The organism is Enterobacter sp. PI-10 (genome assembly GCF_027947695.1).
Classification (GTDB): Bacteria; Pseudomonadota; Gammaproteobacteria; order Enterobacterales; family Enterobacteriaceae; genus Enterobacter; species Enterobacter vonholyi.
Window position 1 is genome coordinate 71394 of record NZ_JAJNOG010000010.1, and the last position, 18404, is coordinate 89797.

Consider the following 18404-nt stretch of genomic DNA (forward strand, 5'->3'; position numbering starts at 1 on the left):
TTACTCCTTTTCACTGGACTCTGGCAGATGCCAGAAATCGAAAAAATTAAACCAGTCGAGCGGCGACATGAGGGCGTAATGCTCCAGCCGCTGCGCGTAGCGATCGACGGTATTCTGCAGCGCCTGCTGGCGTTCACCGCGCGGCAGGTGCAGCGGATCTGCAAATGGTTCACAGTGCAGGACGAGCTTACCCTGCTGGCGCAGGGCAAAAATCAGCACCACTGAGCAGCGCAGGATGGAGGCCAGGATAAACGGCCCCTGTGGGAACGGCGCTGGCTGCCCCATAAACGTACTCCAGATCACCCGCCACTCGCCGCCACGCTGCGGATTCACCGCGATGCGATCGCCCACAATCGCGACCCATTCTCCCCGCTCAAGCTTCTCTTTGATGACGATCGCGGTGTCCGGGCCGATGTCGGTGACAGACATCAAATTCACGCTGGCCTCGGGCGCCATTTCGCTCATGATTTGCTTAAAGCGCTGGGCGTTCTCGCTGAAGACCAGGGCGGTGATAATTTTGCTGCCGTCCAGCTGGGCCAGGGCCCGGCAGGCTTCTACGTCGCCAAGATGCGAGGCCAGCAGCAGCTTGCCCTGTGGCGCCGCAATATTAAGCGTTTCGCTCGCGCCGGCGGCAAAAACCACGTCGCGATCAAACTTCAGCTCGCCGCGCCAGCTGGCGACCTTATCCAGCATCGCGTTGCCGAAGCGCATAAAATGGAAAAAGCTGTTGAGCCGTGAGGGAACGGGCATGTTCCGCTTATGCAGTTCTTGCTTGACCCTTCCAATCCACTGCCGCGAGGCCTGCCGTGCAGGACGTGCTATAAGCCAGTACACGCCGATCACCGGCCACATCAGCACGGTAAAGGCCCGCCGACCCAGCAGTTTCCAGACGCGCAGCATCAGGCGCATCCCCCACAGACCCTTGACCTCGTCCTGCTGCGCCCAGTGCTGGCGGCGTCGACGGAAAAGCAGGCCGGGCATGCGGGGCAGCATGCCGAAGAAGAGTCGGGTATGCATCAGGGAGATCCGCACGTTATCTTTTAACGCATCGAAGTGGGACAAGCCGTCCTGCGGGTAGGTGACGCGGGTGGGCAAAAAGACGCTGGTGTTGCCCTGCCAGTAAAGACGGACCATCACTTCGGTGTCAAAGTCCATCCGTTTACCGAGCGTTTCACGCGCTGCCAGCCGCAGCGTGGGCGAGACCGGGTAGACCCGAAAGCCGCACATGCTGTCTTTAAGCTGCAGGGATAAGGTCTCAATCCAGACCCAGACGTGTGTTATCCAGCGCCCGTAGAGTCGCGAGCGCGGAATGGAATCATCGTAAATGGGCTGGCCGGAAATCAGCGCGTCCGGGTGGCGCTCCGCCAGCGCCAGCAGTTTGGGGATATCTTCGATGGCGTGTTGGCCGTCCGCGTCCACCTGCACGGCGTGGGTATAGCCCGCGCGCGCGCACTCTTCCAGCCCCCTGATGACCGCGGCACCTTTTCCGGCGTTTTGCGCCAGACGGACCAGCGTCATCTGCGGCTGCTCAGCCGCCAGGCGCTCAAGCTCCTGACGGGTGACTGCGTCGCTGCCGTCATCCACCACCAGGCACGGCAGGCCGAACGGCGCGAGACGTGAGAGCACGCTGGCGATCATGGCGCCGTGGTTGTAGCACGGGATCAGCACGCAGGGGCGGAAGGTTACTGACATAGCCGAATTTTCCCGCTGCTGGCGGTATGGCGCTCAGCCCCTGCGTGACGCTGGTAGCTGAAGGTCAGCATCTGACGTTCAGCATGCCACTCAAGCATCAGCGTCACCGTGGTTTCCGGCAGCAGAGGTGCCTGGAACTTCACGTTTTGAATGCTGTGAAAGCGGTAGCCCGGTGCCAGTAACGTCGTGGCGTAGTGCATCACCCAGTCAAGCTGCGCAACGCCGGGCAGCAGCGGCTGTACGGCAAAATGGCCCTGAAACCAGAACAGCGCCGCGTCGAGATGCAAAACGATCTCCAGCTTCTCCGGCTGTGTCTGGTGGCGCTCAATTTCATGAATTTTCATGAAATAACTCCTCTAACTGCGCATAGACACGCTTGTTCATACTGTTTACCGGCATTTCATCGACAATACGCCAGTAGCGTGGAACGGCGACCGGCTCAAGCCACGGCAGCAGGGCGCGACGCCAGGCGAACTCCTGCGCTTTTTTATCCTGCATATACCCGCGCTGGCGAACCGCTTCGTCCAGAACCAGCAGGGCGCCAATCCCCTGACGGCCCCCGCGCGTGACCGGCAGGGCCGCCGCTTCGCAAATGCCGTCAAGCTCCAGCAGGCGACGTTCGATCTCGTTAAGCGAGATGCGCTTTTCTTCAATTTTGACCACCCGCCCGCGACGCCCGGCGATGCTGAAAAGCCCCTCGCTGTCGAAGTGGAGGATATCGTCCAGCTGGAGTCCTTCAGCCTCGTGGATCAGTGGCGACGTGACGCGACAGGCGTCATCTTCCTGCTGGAAGATAACGCCGGGGAAGGGTTGCCACGGGACGTTATCCTGCTGGCGATGGCGCCAGGCGAGGATCCCGGTTTCGGTACTGCCATAAATTTCATCCGGCCAGACGTTAAGCCAGCCAGCGGTGGTGGATACGTCGCACCAGGGCAGCATTCCACCTGCTGAAATCAGCATTCTGACGGGCGGCGCGGGAAGTTCCGTATCCAGGCGCTTCAGGAACGCCGGGCTGCTGATGAACAGGTAATGCCTGTCAGGAGGCAGGGCGGCCAGTTGTTCTGCGTAATAGAGCATCGCGGCATGCAGCGGCAGGCCCAGCGCCATCGGCAAGACGATACGGAATGTCAGGCCATACAGGTGTTGCGGTACGACCGAGGCCACAATGCTGCATCCGGCCAGACGCTCACCAAAGCGGTTAGCCAGCAGGCGGGCTTCGCGATCCAGACTGACGATGTGCTTAACCACCCGGCGCGGGGTGCCCGTGGAGCCGGAGGTGAACAGTTCAACAAAGCGGCTTTCGTCAATGTCCGGCAGGGGCGTCCAGTGGCGAGCAGTCTGATGGCTGGAGGCCACCACAATCAGCTTGCCATGGAAATCGAGAGTCCTGTCGCTCAGGACGCCGCTAAACAACGACTGCTGTTCTTCGAGCTGCGAGACGCGGCTATGGCCGGGAATGACCGGCGTTTTACCGGCATGCAGCGAGGCCAGCAGCGCAACGATAAACAGATAGCTGTTTTCAAAGCACAGCGCCCAGCGCTCGCCTTCCTGCTGACGCAGGGTGTCGACCAGCAAGGTCACGTCGTGGCGCAGCTGGCCCAGCGTCCAGGTACGATCGTCAAGCCAGGCAACGGGCATATCGTCAGGGCGCGGGGCGTTTAACCACTGGCCCAGCGGAAGGGGATTAGTCATTGTGCATCTCTTTTTTTATCACCCGCTGGCGGACCAGCCACTCGGTCGCCATCAGCGTTCCCATCAGGATATAAGCCACCATACCGTTCCACAGCGTCCACAGATGCAGGTCGCCGTGGAGAACGGTGAACAGCGCCATCGCGCCGTTTCCGATGAAAAAGCCGCACCAGACGAGGGTCACCCTGCGGGTATAGCGCACGCCTTCCGGGGGCAAATCCGGCTCGCGCAAGCGCGCCAGCCGTTCGACAAGCGGCATCGCTGTCCACAGCGAACCGCCAAACACGGCTAGCATGACAAGGTTGACGACCACCGGGTAGAGCAGCAGCCACTGGTGGGCTTTCAGCAGGTAGCTTGCCGCGCAGAGCGCAATGCCCGCGAGCGCCACGCACTGCACCACATACCTCATCGGGCCACGGTTCCGCTGTGCCTGACGCAGCCGCAGCAGCAACATCAGCGCCATCACCGGTAACAGCCACTGCAGGCTGTTGTGCGTCAGCCCAAATCCAATCAGAAAAGGCCACGCCAGCAGCATCAGACCCGTCAGCAGTGGGATGACCGGGAACGTCCGTCCACCACGCACGACGTCTTACTCTTCGCGCAGAAGCTGTTCGACGGCGTCTACCACATCCTGAACGGTACGAACAGATTTGAAGGTTTCCGGCTTGATTTTCTTACCGGTTTTCTTCTGCAGATGAACGATCATGTCCACCGCGTCAATGCTGTCCAGCTCCAGGTCTTCATAAAGACGGGCTTCGGGCGTAATGTCCTGCGGGTCGATTTCAAAGAGCTTGGTCAGAAGGCCGCAGACTTCCTGATAAATGGTTTCTTGTTCAGTCATCGTTCACATCTCAGGCGCGTTGAGCGTTGATAAAGGACGCCAGCGTGGCGACGGAAAAGAAGTGCTGGCGCATCTCTTCGCTTTCGGCAGAAAGCACCACGCCATACTGGTTTTTCACGGCCAGACCCAGTTCCAGCGCGTCAATGGAGTCCAGACCCAGCCCATCGCCAAACAGCGCGGCATCGGTATCAATATCCTCTGCGGTAAGCTCGTCCAGATTCAGCGTGGTGATAATGAGATTCTTAATTTCAAGATAAAGCGCTTGCATCATTAATTCCTGACAAAGATTGAAGGCCTGATGTTAATCGATGCTCCAGATGCCGGTTTAACTGCCTTGCCGCCAGCGCCGGTTCTTGTTCATTTGCATCGTAAAATTCGTCGATGTTCACGCGGTCGCGGACATCCACGGTGAAAACAGGTTTTTCTGGCGGTACATCATACCAGTGACTTTTTTTATCCAGCAGATGTTCGCTACAGTGGATCAGCACCACCCGCAGATCGCTGTTACAGCGCACGGCGATATTAGCCGCGCCGCGCTGGAGGGAGATAGCCTCGCCAAACCGGGTTCGCGTGCCTTCCGGGAAGATCAAAAGCGTGTCGCCCTGAGCCAGACGCTGCTGGCTGGCCGCGAGCAGGGGCTCGGCTTCGCTGTTAATCAGGTAATCCGCCGCGCGGATGACGCCGCTGACAAAGGGATTACGCAGCAGCGCGCTCTTCACCAGACAGTCGGTTTCTGGCATCACCGACGCCAGAATCACGTAGTCAATTAACGTGGGGTGGTTAGCTACCACCAGACAACCCCGATCGCTGCGCAGCGCGTCAAGATTGCGAATGCGATAGTCCAGTACCCCGAGTCCGCGCGCAACGGTCAGGAAGAAACGGAAGCTGGCCGCAATGCTGCGACGCGCCAGACGTCGACGGTTGGCGCGGTCGCGCTGGACGATCAGCAGCAGGTTGAACCAGACCAGCGACAGCAGCAGTCCGCCCACGCCAAACAGCGCGAAGCAGAATCCGGTCATCACCAGACGCCATAACCAGTTGATACGGGCAGCCAGGTGGTTCATGCGCGCGTCCATTGCCACAGCAAACGTTCGCCGGGCACTACAAACTGACGTTCCTCGCTGAGATAGCGCTGCAGGAACATCAGGCTTTGCGGCAGGGCGGGTTCTTCACCCGTGCTGCCGCTGTGGGTTTCACACTGCAATTCCTGGCCGGATTCAATGACCAGCGCCAGCGCGTAGGGCCAGGTGGGCATCTGCTGCGGTAACGCCGGATGGTAAAATTCCGGCAGCGCGCCGTCAAAATCGACCAGCAAGACGCGGGAGTAGCCGGCATGCAGCAGGCTTAGCACTTCACATAAAGCCTGCTGGAAGGTGTCCAGCCCGGCAGAAATGGATGACGAGACGATGGGCTGGCGTGCGGTAATCGTGAGATTGCCCACCGCCGAGTTGTGCACGGACATGGCGAAGTCGGTGGGCGATACGGACTGGCCGGTTGCCAGAGCATGCAGAATACGGTAGTTGCGCTCCAGCTCGCCGTGGCGGCTGGAATAGACGACGGCATCAATGGCGTGGTTTTGCAGCATGGCAAGACCAATATCCACTGCCAGCTTACTGCCTGAATTGAGGCGGCGCGCGGTCATCATAGGTAAAGCGGTCAACCGGGGAAGCGGGGCAGCTGGATCGACGGCCAGCTGCAGGCGAGACCACGCCTGCCACTCTGTGGCATCGCTGAGTCCTGGCGCTCTGGCCTGCCAGTCGATAATGTTCACTGAAAATTTCATCTACGCGCGTCCGCGAAAAAAACCGTATTCAAAAGGCAGACTAGGCCACCCGGGCAGCTAAGCTGCTCTATTGTTCACGTTTGGTGCATATCAGCAGGGTATGACCGACCCCAAGATTGTCCAGCCGCTGTTCAACGCTGAAACCTGCGCTCTCCAGGTAGCGATAAAACTTTTCTACGCTGTAAAACCGACTATTGCCATTCGCCATACAGGTGAAATAGAGCGAGGTGGCATTCAGGCTGAAAGAGGCTGCTTCAAATTTCTGAGCATCCCAGAAAAGCTCCATGATGCACAAACGTGCGCCTGGCTTCATGGCCTGTGCGACGCGCGTCAGCATGGCGACAATCTGATCCGGAGAGAAACAATCCAGGAACTGGCTCATCCACCAGACGTCGGCGTCACCCGGCAATGTTGCTGGGCTAAGCATATCGACAGCATGGAATGCAATACGATGAGAAAAACCTGCTTTTGCGATGTTTTCCTGCGCCAGCGCTATCTGCTGCGGCAGATCGAGGATCGTCACGGCAACATTTTCGTCATAGCGGCAGCAGCGTAACGACCATTTACCCGTATTTCCGCCCACATCGTACAATTTTGTCGGCGAGCTTGCGAATATATATGGCAAAGCCGCGTCAAAAGCGGCGTCAGAATAGTAATGATCAAAGGCGAACCAGCTATCCTTCGTCGGAGCAGGTAATTGGGATAAAGCCGGGTAGATGGTTGGCCAGTTGCCAAACACGGCTAATCCGGCAGGTTTTTCTTCCTGCAGGGCGTCCGCCAGGTGAAATAGCCCCTGGTAACAAACGTCCTGGGTGAAATCCATATTTACGCGGGTCATTTCGTCGTGCAGTAAAAAATGGCCCACTTTCGCCAGGAAATAACGTCCTTGCTGTTGGGTTACGATTCGACCGCTTAATCCCATATCCAGCAGTACGCTGACACCATAGCTACCTAGCGTGCTGTGTTCTGTTATTTCCTCAAGGCTGGCACCTTCTTTCCCTTGTTTATCTAGCCAGGCGAGAACGCCTGAGTTACGCAGACAAAGCGCAGTCTGGAATAACATCGGGGCAAAAGCGATGCGTTGCGCTTCGGTAATGGCATCCAGTGCGCTGAGTGTGTCCTTTTCGTACATTACTACGTAACCTTTGAGGATAATAAAGAGAGGTTATCGGGCCATACGCGGCCCGACTTTAGAAAAATATTACAGCGTGGCGCCTGCGGAGAGGTTCAGCTGAATATCGTGGTCGAGGTTATTCACCCAGCGGTTATAATTTTTGTGAATTTTACCGTCTGCCGCTTTCAGATTAAGGCTGTTTTCATAGTTGATTGAATAGCTTGTTGCCGTGTACGGAATACTCACCTGGACCGAGTGATCGCGCGACTGCAGACGCCCCTTAATCATTCCCGGGCCCGCTTCCGTCATGATCCAGTCACGTTTTTGGCCTGCTTTCAAAATTGCCGTTTTTACCTGATCGGCAGTATGACCCGCGCTTACAATAGAGTGAACCTGAGCGATTGGGGCGGTACGCGCACAGCCTGCCAGTGCGCCAACGAATACGGCAGCAGCACACCATTTAACGATCTTTTTCATCAACAACTCCATATCAATATTAACAATTAAAGGTAGTGGTATTTACAAATAATATTCATCCGGCTTTCCGTTGGCGCCAGGCGTATTTTTAATCAATATTAATGTTTGCATTACGTTGAAGCGAAGACGGGAATAATAACATGGAAAAATAAGTAACCATTTCATTTTTTATAATTTGCGTTAAATCATGAATTGCGTTTGAGCGTAATGCGCACGACGTAAATAAAACAGGGTGAATATCGACTTAACGCAAATAAAATACCGCGACGGATTAAGGACGCGGTAATTTACGGTGTATTACTGATGGTTTAAACCTACCTGTACAGGTAGGTCGGTTATCCTGGTAATCGGCTTTTCGGCCTCCCCGGACCGAGCAGGATCGCCAGCTTGCTGCCGCCTTTGGTGGTTTCCATCCAGATTTTACATACGCTGGTCAGGGGGACCGACAGCAGCATACCGACCGGGCCCAGCAGCCATCCCCAAATCAGTAAGGATAAAAATACCACCAGCGTCGACATGCCCAGACGGTGTCCCATCATGCGCGGTTCAAGAATATTGCCAAGCACCATATGCACGACGAGGAACAGCGCGCCGACCAGCATGCATTCGTAGAAACCGTTGAACAGAAACGCCTGAATCATCGGCGGCACGGCGGAAAGCACCGCGCCAATATTCGGCACGTAGTTCAGCAGAAATGCCAGCACGCCCCACATCAGCGCGAACTGCACGTCCATCAGCATCAGCCCCAGCCAGACAATGACCCCGGTCCAGACGCTCAGAAGCGTTTTCAGCGCCAGATATTTTGAGACGCCCTTCAGTGCCCGGTGTAATCCGGCAATGTGAATTTGTGGGTTGTTCAGTGCAAAGCGCAGCTTATAGGGAACGTGGCGGACTTCGAACAGCATAAACACTACCGTCATGACCAGCAGCAGAATGCTGGCCATCGCGCCGGAAAGCCCCGTCATCAACGTGGTGGCGTAGGTCATGACCTTCTCGGAGTCCATTCTGCGCAGCATCCGTTCGGGTGAGATATGCAGATTAAGGAAGGGCACCATCTCCTGCAGCGCGACAATTTTACGCGTCAGCTCTTTGTTGTACTGCGGCAGCATGGTGGAGAATTCGCTCAGCGATGCCGCCAGTACGCCGAAGAGCGCCGTCAGGCCAATCAGCATAACAATAACCACAATGGTGATGGCTACCGGGCGGCTGACGCCCCGACGTAAAAACCAGGTGACCAGAGGATTAAGCACAATGGCAAAAAAGAGCGCCAGCAGGAGCTGAACAATAATGTCGGCGGCAGCATGAATACCCGCAAGGATAACCACCAGACAGGCGAGTTTTAATAAGATGTGAAGTCCTGCTTTATCGGACGGGTTAGCGATCATGCGTGTTCCTTAATATGATGACCCGGTAAGTGTAGTGCCCGGGCTTCGCTTCGTCTGGAGCCGTTAATCTGAAAGTCGGTGCTGATTTTCTTATTGCGCCGTGGTAATAGTGAAACACGGTTGTAAAAAATACAGGTAAAACCCCATGCCCGAACCTGCCGCTGAACCGGCACTGAGCGGATTGCGCCTCAATCTGCGCATCGTTTCCGTTGTGATTTTCAACTTTGCCAGCTATCTGACCATTGGCCTTCCGCTGGCGGTCCTGCCGGGCTATGTCCATGACGTGATGGGCTTCAGCGCCTTCTGGGCGGGGCTGGTCATCAGCCTGCAGTATTTCGCCACGCTCCTGAGTCGCCCCCATGCCGGGCGCTACGCGGACCTGTTAGGTCCAAAAAGCATTGTGGTGGTGGGTTTATGCGGCTGTTTCCTCAGTGGCCTGAGCTACCTGCTGGCTGCCGCAACCAGCCACTGGCCGCTGGTCAGCCTGGCGCTGCTCTGTCTGGGCCGCGTCATTCTCGGCATCGGACAAAGCCTGGCGGGAACCGGCTCGACGCTGTGGGGCGTGGGTGTGGTAGGTGCGCCGCACATTGGCCGGGTGATCTCCTGGAACGGGATTGTCACCTACGGGGCAATGGCCCTCGGGGCGCCGCTCGGCGTAGCCTGCTATGCGCTTGGCGGGCTGTATGGGCTGTCTATCACCATTATGGCGGTCGCGCTGCTGGCAATTCTCTTTGCGCTGCCGCGTCCGAAAGTTAAGGCCAGCAAAGGCAAGCCGCTGCCGTTTCGGGCGGTGCTGGGGCGCGTCTGGCCGTACGGCATGGCCCTGGCGCTGGCAACCACCGGCTTTGGCGTAATTGCAACCTTCATCACCCTGTTCTACGACGCCAAAGGCTGGGACGGCGCGGCCTTTGCGTTAACCCTGTTTAGCTGTGCGTTTGTAGGTGCCCGCCTGCTTTTCCCTAACGGCATCAACCGTCTCGGCGGGCTGAATGTGGCGATGATCTGCTTTGCGATAGAGATTGTCGGGCTTCTGCTGACCGGAATTGCGATGGTGCCGTGGGTCGCCAAAGTGGGCGTGTTTCTCGCGGGGGCAGGCTTTTCCCTGGTCTTCCCGGCGCTGGGCGTGGTGGCGGTAAAAGCCGTGCCGCAGCAGAATCAGGGGGCGGCGCTTGCGACCTATACGGTATTCATGGATATGTCTTTAGGCATTACCGGCCCGCTGGCGGGGCTGGTGATGGCCTGGGCAGGCGTGCCGGTGATCTATCTTGCCGCGGCGGGTCTGGTTGTTATTGCGCTGCTGCTGACGTGGCGGCTAAAAAAATGGCCCCCGGTGCAGGCACCGGAGGCCACGTCATCGTCGTGAAGCGTTACTGGATCACGATGGTGTTAATGATGTTTTCAGCGGCCGTCTGCGCTTTCTGCTGATCTTCCGCTGGCAGGGTGATCTGCAGGGTCAGCAGTTTGTTATCGACCTTGCCCAGCACGACAGAGGAGTAAGCGGTCTGGCCTTTTGCGGAGATGATGCTATCGAGCTGCTGCAGCTTATGGCCTTTCAGCTCGATGGATTTATTGGTCACGACCTGCAGCTGCGGGTCGCGGCCGCGCTGCTGATCTTCAAGACGTTTGGACAGGACGGCCAGGTCTTCGCTGGTGTCGTCGCCCACAATCACAATGACCGCTTTCTGCCCGGTTGCGTCGGAGTAAACGTGCATGTTGTTCGCCTGGGTGCCCAGCTTGCCGCTCTGGTCAGTCATATCGGCTGGCAGAGAGAAACTGAGTTTGCCATCCATCAGATTCACCGGCTGGCCGGTCGCATTGCTTTCTGCGGATGCGCCCTGAGCAGGCGTTTTCGTGTCGCTGTTATCACAGGCTGCAAGACCCACAACCAGCAGGCCAATCCCGACATATTTAACCAGATTGCGCATTGACTTCTTCCTTTCGATAAACGGCCATAACGGCTCATTCGCTCATCTTATCACAACTGATAAAGCGAACCCTTAACCAGCCTGCAATGCTGTGATTTCAGATTTATCTGCCAGCCTTTTCAGCAGCATATTGAGCAGCACGCCGTACATCGGCAGGAAGAAAACAATGCTGATGAGGACCTTGAAGCAGTAGTCCACCAGCGCGATTTCCATCCAGTGCTCGGCCATGAACGCATCCGGGCTGCGCCAGAAGGCGATAAAGAAGAAGGCCAGCGTATCGCTCACGTTACCGAACAGCGTGGAGGCGGTTGGCGCCATCCACCAGCGATGATTCTGACGCAGGCGGTTAAACACATGCACGTCGAGGATCTGCCCCAGCGCGTAGGCCATAAAGCTTGCCGCGGCGATACGGGCAACGAACAGGTTGAAGTGGGTTAACGCCTCAAAGCCCTGCCAGCTTCCCATATAAAACAGAGACGAAATCACGTACGAGATGAACAGCGCCGGGAGCATGACCGAAAAAATAATACGGCGAGCCAGCGGTGCGCCAAAAATACGCACGGTCAAATCCGTCGCGAGGAAAATAAACGGGAAACTAAACGCGCCCCAGGTGGTATGGAAACCAAAGATGGAGATCGGGAGCTGCACCAGATAGTTGCTGGAGGTGATCACCAGCAAATGGAAAAGCGAAAGCCAGAACAACGCTTTTACGCGCTGAGATTCAGAAAACTGCGTCATATTGTGACCTTTTTATACGTTGGGGTGAGGGAACCCAATAAAAACCGCAGCATGATACTGCTTTGTCAGGACATTGCAATGGTTAGTTTTTACGCAATCGTTAACCTGGTTTGCATTGATCGCAACCGGGCGTAAACTACAGCCGTTTTTATCAGACCGAGAAGATCATGACCGACCTGTTTTCCAGCCCAGACCACACTCTTGATGCCCAGGGCCTTCGCTGCCCGGAACCGGTAATGATGGTACGTAAAACCGTGCGCAACATGCAGACCGGTGAAACGCTGCTGATCGTTGCCGACGACCCGGCCACCACGCGCGATATTCCCGGTTTTTGTACCTTTATGGAGCATGAGCTGGTGGCACAGCAGACAGAAACGCTGCCGTACCGGTATTTGATTCGTAAGGGCTGAGTGGGCGCCTCTGCGGCCTGATGCCCTCACCCCGGCCCTCTCCCACAGGGAGAGGGAGAGAGTCATCCCTTCATCCACGCCCGAATGCCGTCCAGGAACATCTGCGTTGCCATCATTACCAGAATCAGCCCCATCAGGCGCTCCAGCGCGTTTACCCCTTTTTCGCCCAGCAGGCGCAGGAACAGGGATGACTGCAGCAGGATAATAAACGTTCCGCCCCAGGCAATCAGCAGGGCAATCACCAGATGGCTCATCTGGTTCGGATACTGGTGCGACAGCAGCATCAGCGTGGCCAGAATGGTCGGCCCGGCAACGAGGGGAATCGCCAGCGGCACAATAAACGGCTCTTCACCCGCAGGCAGGCCGCTGCTGCTGCCTTCCGCGCTTGGGAAAATCATCTTAATCGCAATCAGGAAAAGAATAATCCCGCCGGAAATCGACACGGTTTCGGCGCGCAGGTTCAGGAATGCGAGGATTTTTTCACCCGCAAACAGGAAGATAAACATCACCAGCAGGGCGATGAGCAGCTCGCGGATCATGATCGCCCGGCGGCGCTTCGGTTCGGTGTGCTTCAGCACCGACATGAAGATCGGCAGGTTACCCAGTGGATCCATAATCAGGATCAATAAAACCGCCGCGGAAATGATTTCACTCATCTTTAAATTATCCCTGATACTTAGTAGTGTTATTTCGATGATTAGCGCTTTTTCTGATTGCCGGGCAATCATCGATTAATTTCGCTTGCGACTTTGGCAGCATTTTGTAATGTGAAGCATATCCCAGTTCAATACTGGCTTGCACAATCAGCACACACCCTCAGCAGGAAAAAAATGCTATGAAAAACGTTGGTTTTATCGGCTGGCGCGGTATGGTCGGCTCTGTACTCATGCAACGCATGGTTGAAGAGCGCGATTTCGACGCTATCCGCCCGGTCTTCTTCTCCACTTCCCAGCTCGGCCAGGCTGCTCCGTCCTTTGGTGGTACCACAGGCACGTTGCAGGATGCTTACGATCTGGAAGCGCTGAAGGCACTCGACATTATTGTGACGTGCCAGGGCGGCGATTATACCAACGAAATCTATCCAAAGCTGCGTGAAAGCGGCTGGCAGGGCTACTGGATTGACGCGGCCTCGTCGCTGCGCATGAAAGATGATGCCATCATCATTCTCGACCCGGTGAACCAGGGCGTGATCACCGATGGCCTGAACAACGGCGTAAAAACTTTTGTTGGCGGCAACTGCACCGTCAGCCTGATGCTGATGTCCCTCGGCGGCCTGTTCGCTCAGGATCTGGTGGAGTGGGTCTCCGTGGCGACCTACCAGGCCGCGTCCGGCGGCGGCGCGCGCCATATGCGCGAGCTGCTGACCCAGATGGGCCAGCTGCACCAGAGCGTTGCGACCGAGCTGGCAAACCCGGCATCCGCTATTCTGGATATCGAGCGTAAGGTCACCCAGCTGACCCGCAGCGGCGAGCTGCCGGTGGATAACTTTGGCGTACCGCTGGCCGGCGGTCTGATCCCGTGGATCGACAAACAGCTGGATAACGGCCAGACCCGCGAAGAGTGGAAGGGCCAGGCTGAGACCAACAAAATCCTCGCGACCGCGAACACCATTCCGGTTGACGGTCTGTGCGTGCGTATCGGCGCGCTGCGCTGCCACAGCCAGGCCTTCACCATTAAACTGAAAAAAGATGTGTCTATTCCGACCGTGGAAGAGCTGCTGGCCGCGCACAACCCGTGGGCAAAAGTAATTCCAAACGATCGCGATATCACCATGCGCGAGCTGACCCCGGCTGCCGTTACCGGCACGCTGACCACGCCGGTTGGCCGTCTGCGCAAGCTGAACATGGGGCCGGAGTATCTCTCCGCGTTCACCGTCGGTGACCAGCTCCTGTGGGGCGCCGCCGAGCCGCTGCGCCGCATGCTGCGCCAGCTGGCGTAATAATTTGTTAACTACCGGGGGTGATTTTCACCCCTTTTTTTTGCGTACTACATGGAGTAACACGCGTATGTCTTATTTTTTATCAGGAGTCATCTAGAGCGTTGGCTATGCTTTAAGGAAGAGTCATTTCTTACCTGAGGTTCGAACGGAGCAGAATGGATGCACATTTTTGTGCTGTCCCGTTCAGGTCACATTAAAAGTCGTCCCGGAGCGCTTAAAAAGGACGACATAAAAAACAGGATGAATACCATGTCCGATCGTGTGGATAGAGACGTGATTAATGCGCTTATTGCGGGTCATTTCGCTGACCCCTTTTCTGTGCTTGGGATGCATCGTACTGAGGCGGGTCTGGAAGTTCGGGCGCTATTACCGGATGCCACAGAAGTCTGGGTGATTGAACCCAAAACTGGCCGCAAGGTCGGTAATCTTGAATGCCTCGATTCGCGTGGCTTCTTCTCGGGCGTAATGCCCCGTCGTAAAAACTCTTTTCGCTATCAGCTCGCCGTTCTCTGGCACGGTCAGCAAAATCTGATTGACGATCCTTACAGCTTTGGCCCTCTGCTTAAAGAGATGGACGCCTGGCTGCTCTCCGAAGGAACGCATCTTCGCCCTTATGAAACGCTGGGTGCCCATGCCGATACCATGGATGGCATTACCGGCACGCGGTTCGCCGTGTGGGCACCTAACGCCCAGCGCGTCTCCGTTGTCGGCCAGTTCAACTACTGGGACGGTCGCCGCCATCCGATGCGCCTGCGCCGGGAAACCGGCATCTGGGAGCTGTTTATCCCCGGGGCGCACCCCGGGCAGCTTTATAAATTCGAGATGATCGACGCCAACGGCAAGCTGCGCATTAAAGCCGACCCGTATGCCTTCGAAGCGCAGATGCGCCCGGATACCGCGTCGCTGATTTGCGGCCTGCCGGAGAAGGTCGTCCAGACGGAAGAGCGTAAACAGGCCAACCGCTTTGATGCGCCGATCTCCGTCTATGAAGTTCATCTCGGCTCCTGGCGCCGCCACACCGATAACAACTTCTGGCTGAGCTACCGGGAGCTTGCCGACCAGCTGGTGCCATACGCCAAATGGATGGGCTTTACTCACCTTGAGCTGCTGCCGGTCAATGAACACCCGTTCGACGGCAGCTGGGGCTATCAGCCCACCGGGCTGTATGCGCCAACGCGCCGCTTCGGCACGCGCGACGACTTCCGCTATTTCATTGATGCCGCGCACGCCGCCGGGCTGAACGTCATCCTCGACTGGGTGCCGGGCCATTTCCCTGCGGATGATTTCGCGCTGGCAGAGTTTGACGGCACGAAGCTTTACGAGCACAGCGATCCGCGCGAAGGCTATCACCAGGACTGGAACACGCTGATCTACAACTACGGTCGTCGTGAGGTCTCAAACTACCTTGTCGGGAATGCCCTGTACTGGATCGAGCGGTTTGGTATTGATGCCCTGCGCGTCGATGCGGTGGCGTCGATGATCTACCGCGACTACAGCCGCAAAGAGGGGGAGTGGATCCCGAACGAGTTTGGCGGCCGCGAAAACCTGGAAGCCATTGAGTTCCTGCGCAATACCAACCGCATTATCGGCGAGCAGGTGGACGGTGCCGTGACCATGGCGGAAGAGTCCACCGACTTTGCGGGCGTCTCCCGTCCGCCGTCATTGGGCGGCCTGGGGTTCTGGTATAAGTGGAACCTGGGCTGGATGCACGACACGCTCGACTACATGAAGCTGGACCCTGTTCACCGTAAGTATCATCACGATAAGCTGACGTTCGGGATGCTCTACAACTACACCGAAAACTTCATGCTGCCGCTGTCGCACGATGAGGTGGTGCACGGCAAAAAATCCATTCTCGACCGCATGCCGGGCGACGCGTGGCAGAAGTTTGCCAACCTGCGCGCCTATTACGGCTGGATGTTTGCCTTCCCGGGTAAGAAACTGCTGTTCATGGGCAATGAGTTCGCCCAGGGGCGCGAGTGGAACCATGACGCCAGCCTAGACTGGCATCTGCTGGAAGGCGGCGACAACTGGCACCACGGGGTGCAGCGTCTGGTGCGCGATCTGAACCTGACCTATCGCCACCACAAAGCGCTGCACGAGCTGGACTTCGATCCGTACGGCTTTGAATGGCTGGTGGTGGACGACCATGAGCGCTCGGTGTTTGTCTTTGTGCGTCGTGACAAGGCCGGTAACGAGATCATCGTCGCCAGCAACTTCACCCCGGTGCCGCGCGAACACTACCGCTTCGGCATTAACCAGCCGGGCAAATGGCGTGAAATTCTGAATACCGATTCGATGCACTACCACGGCAGCAACGCCGGTAACGGCGGGCTGGTACAGAGTGACGCCATAGAAAGCCACGGGCGACCCAACTCCCTGAGCCTGACGCTGCCGCCGCTTGGCACCATCTGGCTGATGCGGGAGGGCGAATGACGCAGCTTACGGCAGGTAAACCCGAACCGCTCGGGGCGCGTTTTGACGGAAAGGGTGTCAATTTCACCCTCTTTTCCGCTCACGCCGAGCGGGTTGAACTGTGCGTGTTTGACGGGGAAGGTAACGAGCACCGTTACGATTTACCCGCGCGCACGGGGGATACCTGGCACGGCTACCTGGCCGGAGGACGGCCAGGCATGCACTATGGCTTTCGCGTACATGGTCCGTGGGATCCGGCGCAGGGTCACTGGTTTAACCCGGCGAAGCTGCTGATTGACCCGTGCGCGCACCGCGTGGACGGCGAATTTAAAGATGACCCGCTCTTCCACGTGGGCTACGGCGAGCCCGACCACCGCGACAGCGCGCCCGTCGCGCCAAAAAGCGTGGTGGTGAACGATCTTTATGACTGGGAAGACGATGCCCCGCCGCACACGCCGTGGGGCAATACCGTCATTTATGAAGCCCACGTTAAAGGGCTGACGTACCTGCACCCGTCGATCCCCAAAGAGATGCGCGGCACCTATAAGGCGCTCGGGCATCCCACCATGATCGCCTACCTGAAACATCTCGGTATCACCGCCCTGGAACTGCTTCCCGTTGCCCATTTTGCCAGCGAGCCGCGCCTGCAGCGGCTGGGGCTCAGCAACTACTGGGGCTACAACCCGCTGGCGATGTTCGCGCTCGAGCCGCGCTATGCCGTCCATCCGGAAAAAGCGCGGGACGAGTTCCGCGATGCGGTGAAGGCTCTCCACGCGGCGGGCATTGAGGTCATTCTGGACGTGGTGCTCAACCACAGTGCAGAAAGCGATCTCGACGGTCCGACGCTCTCCATGCGCGGAATTGATAACCGTAGCTATTATTGGATCAGGCAGGATGGCGATTATGAGAACTGGACCGGCTGCGGTAACACGCTCAACCTCAGCCATCCGGCGGTCACGCATTTTGCGTATGAATGCCTGAAATACTGGGTGGAGACGTTCCACGTCGACGGTTTTCGTTTCGACCTGGCGCCCGTGATGGGGCGCACGCCGGCGTTCAGCCGGCAGGCGCCGCTGTTCGAGGCGATAAAAAACTGTCCGGTGCTCTCGCAGATGAAGCTCATTGCCGAGCCGTGGGACATTGGCGAAGGCGGTTATCAGGTCGGGAATTTCCCGCCGCTGTTTGCCGAGTGGAACGATCACTACCGCGACGCCGTGCGCCGCTTCTGGCTGGAACGCAATCTGTCGCTGGGGGAATTTGCCGGGCGCTTTGCCGCGTCGAGCGATCTTTTTAAGCGCGACGGCAAACGCCCGTCGGCTACCGTCAACCTGTTGACGGCGCACGACGGTTTTACGCTCAGGGACTGCGTTTGTTTCAATCAGAAACACAATGAGGCAAACGGCGAAGAGAATCGCGATGGCACTAACAATAACCATAGCTTTAATCATGGTATAGAAGGGTTAGGCGGAAGCCTCGACGTCATCGAGCGGCGACGCGCCAGCGTTCATGCGCTGCTGACAACGCTTTTATTGTCTCAGGGCACGCCGATGCTGCTGGCAGGCGATGAGCATGGTCACAGCCAGCACGGTAATAACAATGCGTATTGCCAGGACAACACCTTAACCTGGCTCGACTGGGGGGAAGCCAACAGCGGGCTGATTCACTTCACCGCTGCGCTGATCCATCTTCGCCAGCAGATCCCCGCGCTGACCGCCAACAGCTGGTGGGAAGAGGGTGACGGCAACGTTCGCTGGCTGAATAAAGACGCGCAACCGTTAAGCGCGCAAGAGTGGCAACACGGCGTACCACGCCTGCAAATCCTGCTGTCGGATAAATGGCTGGTCACGCTGAACGCGACGGATGACGTCGCAGAGATTGTTTTACCTGACGGGGAGTGGCGCGCCGTTCCCCCCTTTGCCGGAGCGGATAATCCGGTAGTAATGGCTGTCTGGCACGGGCCTGCGCACGGAGTGTGCGTATTCCAAAGATGATAAAA

General features: G+C 57.3%; 19 protein-coding genes. 5 read left to right on the forward strand and 14 right to left on the reverse strand.

Annotated features, from left to right (window positions below; genetic code table 11):
• From LRM19_RS18465 to LRM19_RS18515, 11 genes are all read right to left on the reverse strand, one after another.
• Positions 1-1692: a glycosyltransferase family 2 protein gene (locus tag LRM19_RS18465; RefSeq protein WP_271369596.1), complete on the reverse strand. Its 1692-nt coding sequence runs from the start codon at positions 1690-1692 to the stop codon at positions 1-3.
• Positions 1683-2036 (reverse strand): ApeI family dehydratase, encoded by a 354-nt coding sequence (locus LRM19_RS18470; RefSeq protein WP_111963741.1) that lies wholly within the window; start codon positions 2034-2036, stop codon positions 1683-1685. Before LRM19_RS18470 ends, LRM19_RS18465 begins: the two co-directional genes overlap by 10 nt.
• On the reverse strand, positions 2023-3384 hold the full coding sequence (locus tag LRM19_RS18475) for an AMP-dependent synthetase (protein WP_271369597.1): 1362 nt from the start codon (positions 3382-3384) through the stop codon (positions 2023-2025). The genes LRM19_RS18470 and LRM19_RS18475 overlap by 14 nt, the downstream gene beginning before the upstream one ends.
• Positions 3377-3964: a hypothetical protein gene (locus LRM19_RS18480; RefSeq protein WP_271369598.1), complete on the reverse strand. Its 588-nt coding sequence runs from the start codon at positions 3962-3964 to the stop codon at positions 3377-3379. Before LRM19_RS18480 ends, LRM19_RS18475 begins: the two co-directional genes overlap by 8 nt.
• A 6-nt stretch (positions 3965-3970) precedes the next feature.
• Positions 3971-4222, reverse strand: a complete 252-nt coding sequence (locus LRM19_RS18485; protein WP_024908875.1) for an acyl carrier protein — start codon at positions 4220-4222, stop codon at positions 3971-3973.
• A gap of 10 nt (positions 4223-4232) precedes the next feature.
• Positions 4233-4490 (reverse strand): phosphopantetheine-binding protein, encoded by a 258-nt coding sequence (locus tag LRM19_RS18490; RefSeq protein WP_008503081.1) that lies wholly within the window; start codon positions 4488-4490, stop codon positions 4233-4235.
• A complete protein-coding gene (locus LRM19_RS18495) occupies positions 4471-5286 on the reverse strand; it encodes a lysophospholipid acyltransferase family protein (RefSeq protein WP_111963744.1) in 816 nt (271 codons plus the stop codon). Before LRM19_RS18495 ends, LRM19_RS18490 begins: the two co-directional genes overlap by 20 nt.
• Positions 5283-6005 (reverse strand): beta-ketoacyl synthase chain length factor, encoded by a 723-nt coding sequence (locus LRM19_RS18500; RefSeq protein WP_271369599.1) that lies wholly within the window; start codon positions 6003-6005, stop codon positions 5283-5285. The genes LRM19_RS18495 and LRM19_RS18500 overlap by 4 nt, the downstream gene beginning before the upstream one ends.
• A gap of 67 nt (positions 6006-6072) precedes the next feature.
• Entirely contained in the window at positions 6073-7137 is a 1065-nt protein-coding gene (locus LRM19_RS18505; protein ID WP_271369600.1) for a methyltransferase, read from the reverse strand.
• Between the two features lie 69 nt (positions 7138-7206).
• A complete protein-coding gene (locus LRM19_RS18510; RefSeq protein ID WP_111963747.1) occupies positions 7207-7596 on the reverse strand; it encodes a hypothetical protein in 390 nt (129 codons plus the stop codon).
• Positions 7597-7931: 335 nt separating this feature from the next.
• Positions 7932-8981: an AI-2E family transporter gene (locus tag LRM19_RS18515; protein ID WP_023309517.1), complete on the reverse strand. Its 1050-nt coding sequence runs from the start codon at positions 8979-8981 to the stop codon at positions 7932-7934.
• A gap of 145 nt (positions 8982-9126) precedes the next feature.
• On the opposite strand from LRM19_RS18515, the gene LRM19_RS18520 reads away from it, so the two are divergent.
• Positions 9127-10344, forward strand: coding sequence for an MFS transporter (locus LRM19_RS18520; protein WP_271369601.1), 1218 nt, complete (start codon positions 9127-9129; stop codon positions 10342-10344).
• 4 nt (positions 10345-10348) lie between these two features.
• On the opposite strand, the gene LRM19_RS18525 is transcribed toward LRM19_RS18520, so the two are convergent.
• Both LRM19_RS18525 and LRM19_RS18530 read right to left on the reverse strand, forming a co-directional pair.
• Positions 10349-10906 (reverse strand): DcrB family lipoprotein, encoded by a 558-nt coding sequence (locus LRM19_RS18525; protein ID WP_008503073.1) that lies wholly within the window; start codon positions 10904-10906, stop codon positions 10349-10351.
• A 72-nt stretch (positions 10907-10978) separates the two neighbouring features.
• Positions 10979-11644: a 7-cyano-7-deazaguanine/7-aminomethyl-7-deazaguanine transporter gene (locus LRM19_RS18530; RefSeq protein WP_111963750.1), complete on the reverse strand. Its 666-nt coding sequence runs from the start codon at positions 11642-11644 to the stop codon at positions 10979-10981.
• A 167-nt stretch (positions 11645-11811) separates the two neighbouring features.
• Between LRM19_RS18530 and tusA the strand changes: the two genes are divergently transcribed.
• Positions 11812-12054, forward strand: coding sequence for a sulfurtransferase TusA (gene tusA, locus LRM19_RS18535; RefSeq protein ID WP_017693840.1), 243 nt, complete (start codon positions 11812-11814; stop codon positions 12052-12054).
• A 62-nt stretch (positions 12055-12116) separates the two neighbouring features.
• Here tusA and yhgN read toward each other — a convergent pair whose 3' ends face one another.
• Complete coding sequence (gene yhgN, locus LRM19_RS18540; RefSeq protein ID WP_003861574.1) at positions 12117-12710, reverse strand: NAAT family transporter YhgN; 594 nt, start codon at positions 12708-12710, stop codon at positions 12117-12119.
• 179 nt (positions 12711-12889) lie between these two features.
• On the opposite strand from yhgN, the gene asd reads away from it, so the two are divergent.
• The 3 genes from asd to glgX all read left to right on the forward strand — a co-directional run bounded on the left by asd (position 12890) and on the right by glgX (position 18399).
• Entirely contained in the window at positions 12890-13993 is a 1104-nt protein-coding gene (gene asd, locus LRM19_RS18545; protein ID WP_047173957.1) for an aspartate-semialdehyde dehydrogenase, read from the forward strand.
• A 249-nt stretch (positions 13994-14242) separates the two neighbouring features.
• Positions 14243-16429, forward strand: coding sequence for a 1,4-alpha-glucan branching enzyme (glgB, locus tag LRM19_RS18550; RefSeq protein WP_271369602.1), 2187 nt, complete (start codon positions 14243-14245; stop codon positions 16427-16429).
• On the forward strand, positions 16426-18399 hold the full coding sequence (gene glgX / locus LRM19_RS18555; protein ID WP_271369603.1) for a glycogen debranching protein GlgX: 1974 nt from the start codon (positions 16426-16428) through the stop codon (positions 18397-18399). Before glgB ends, glgX begins: the two co-directional genes overlap by 4 nt.
• The last annotated feature ends 5 nt before the right edge of the window (positions 18400-18404 follow it).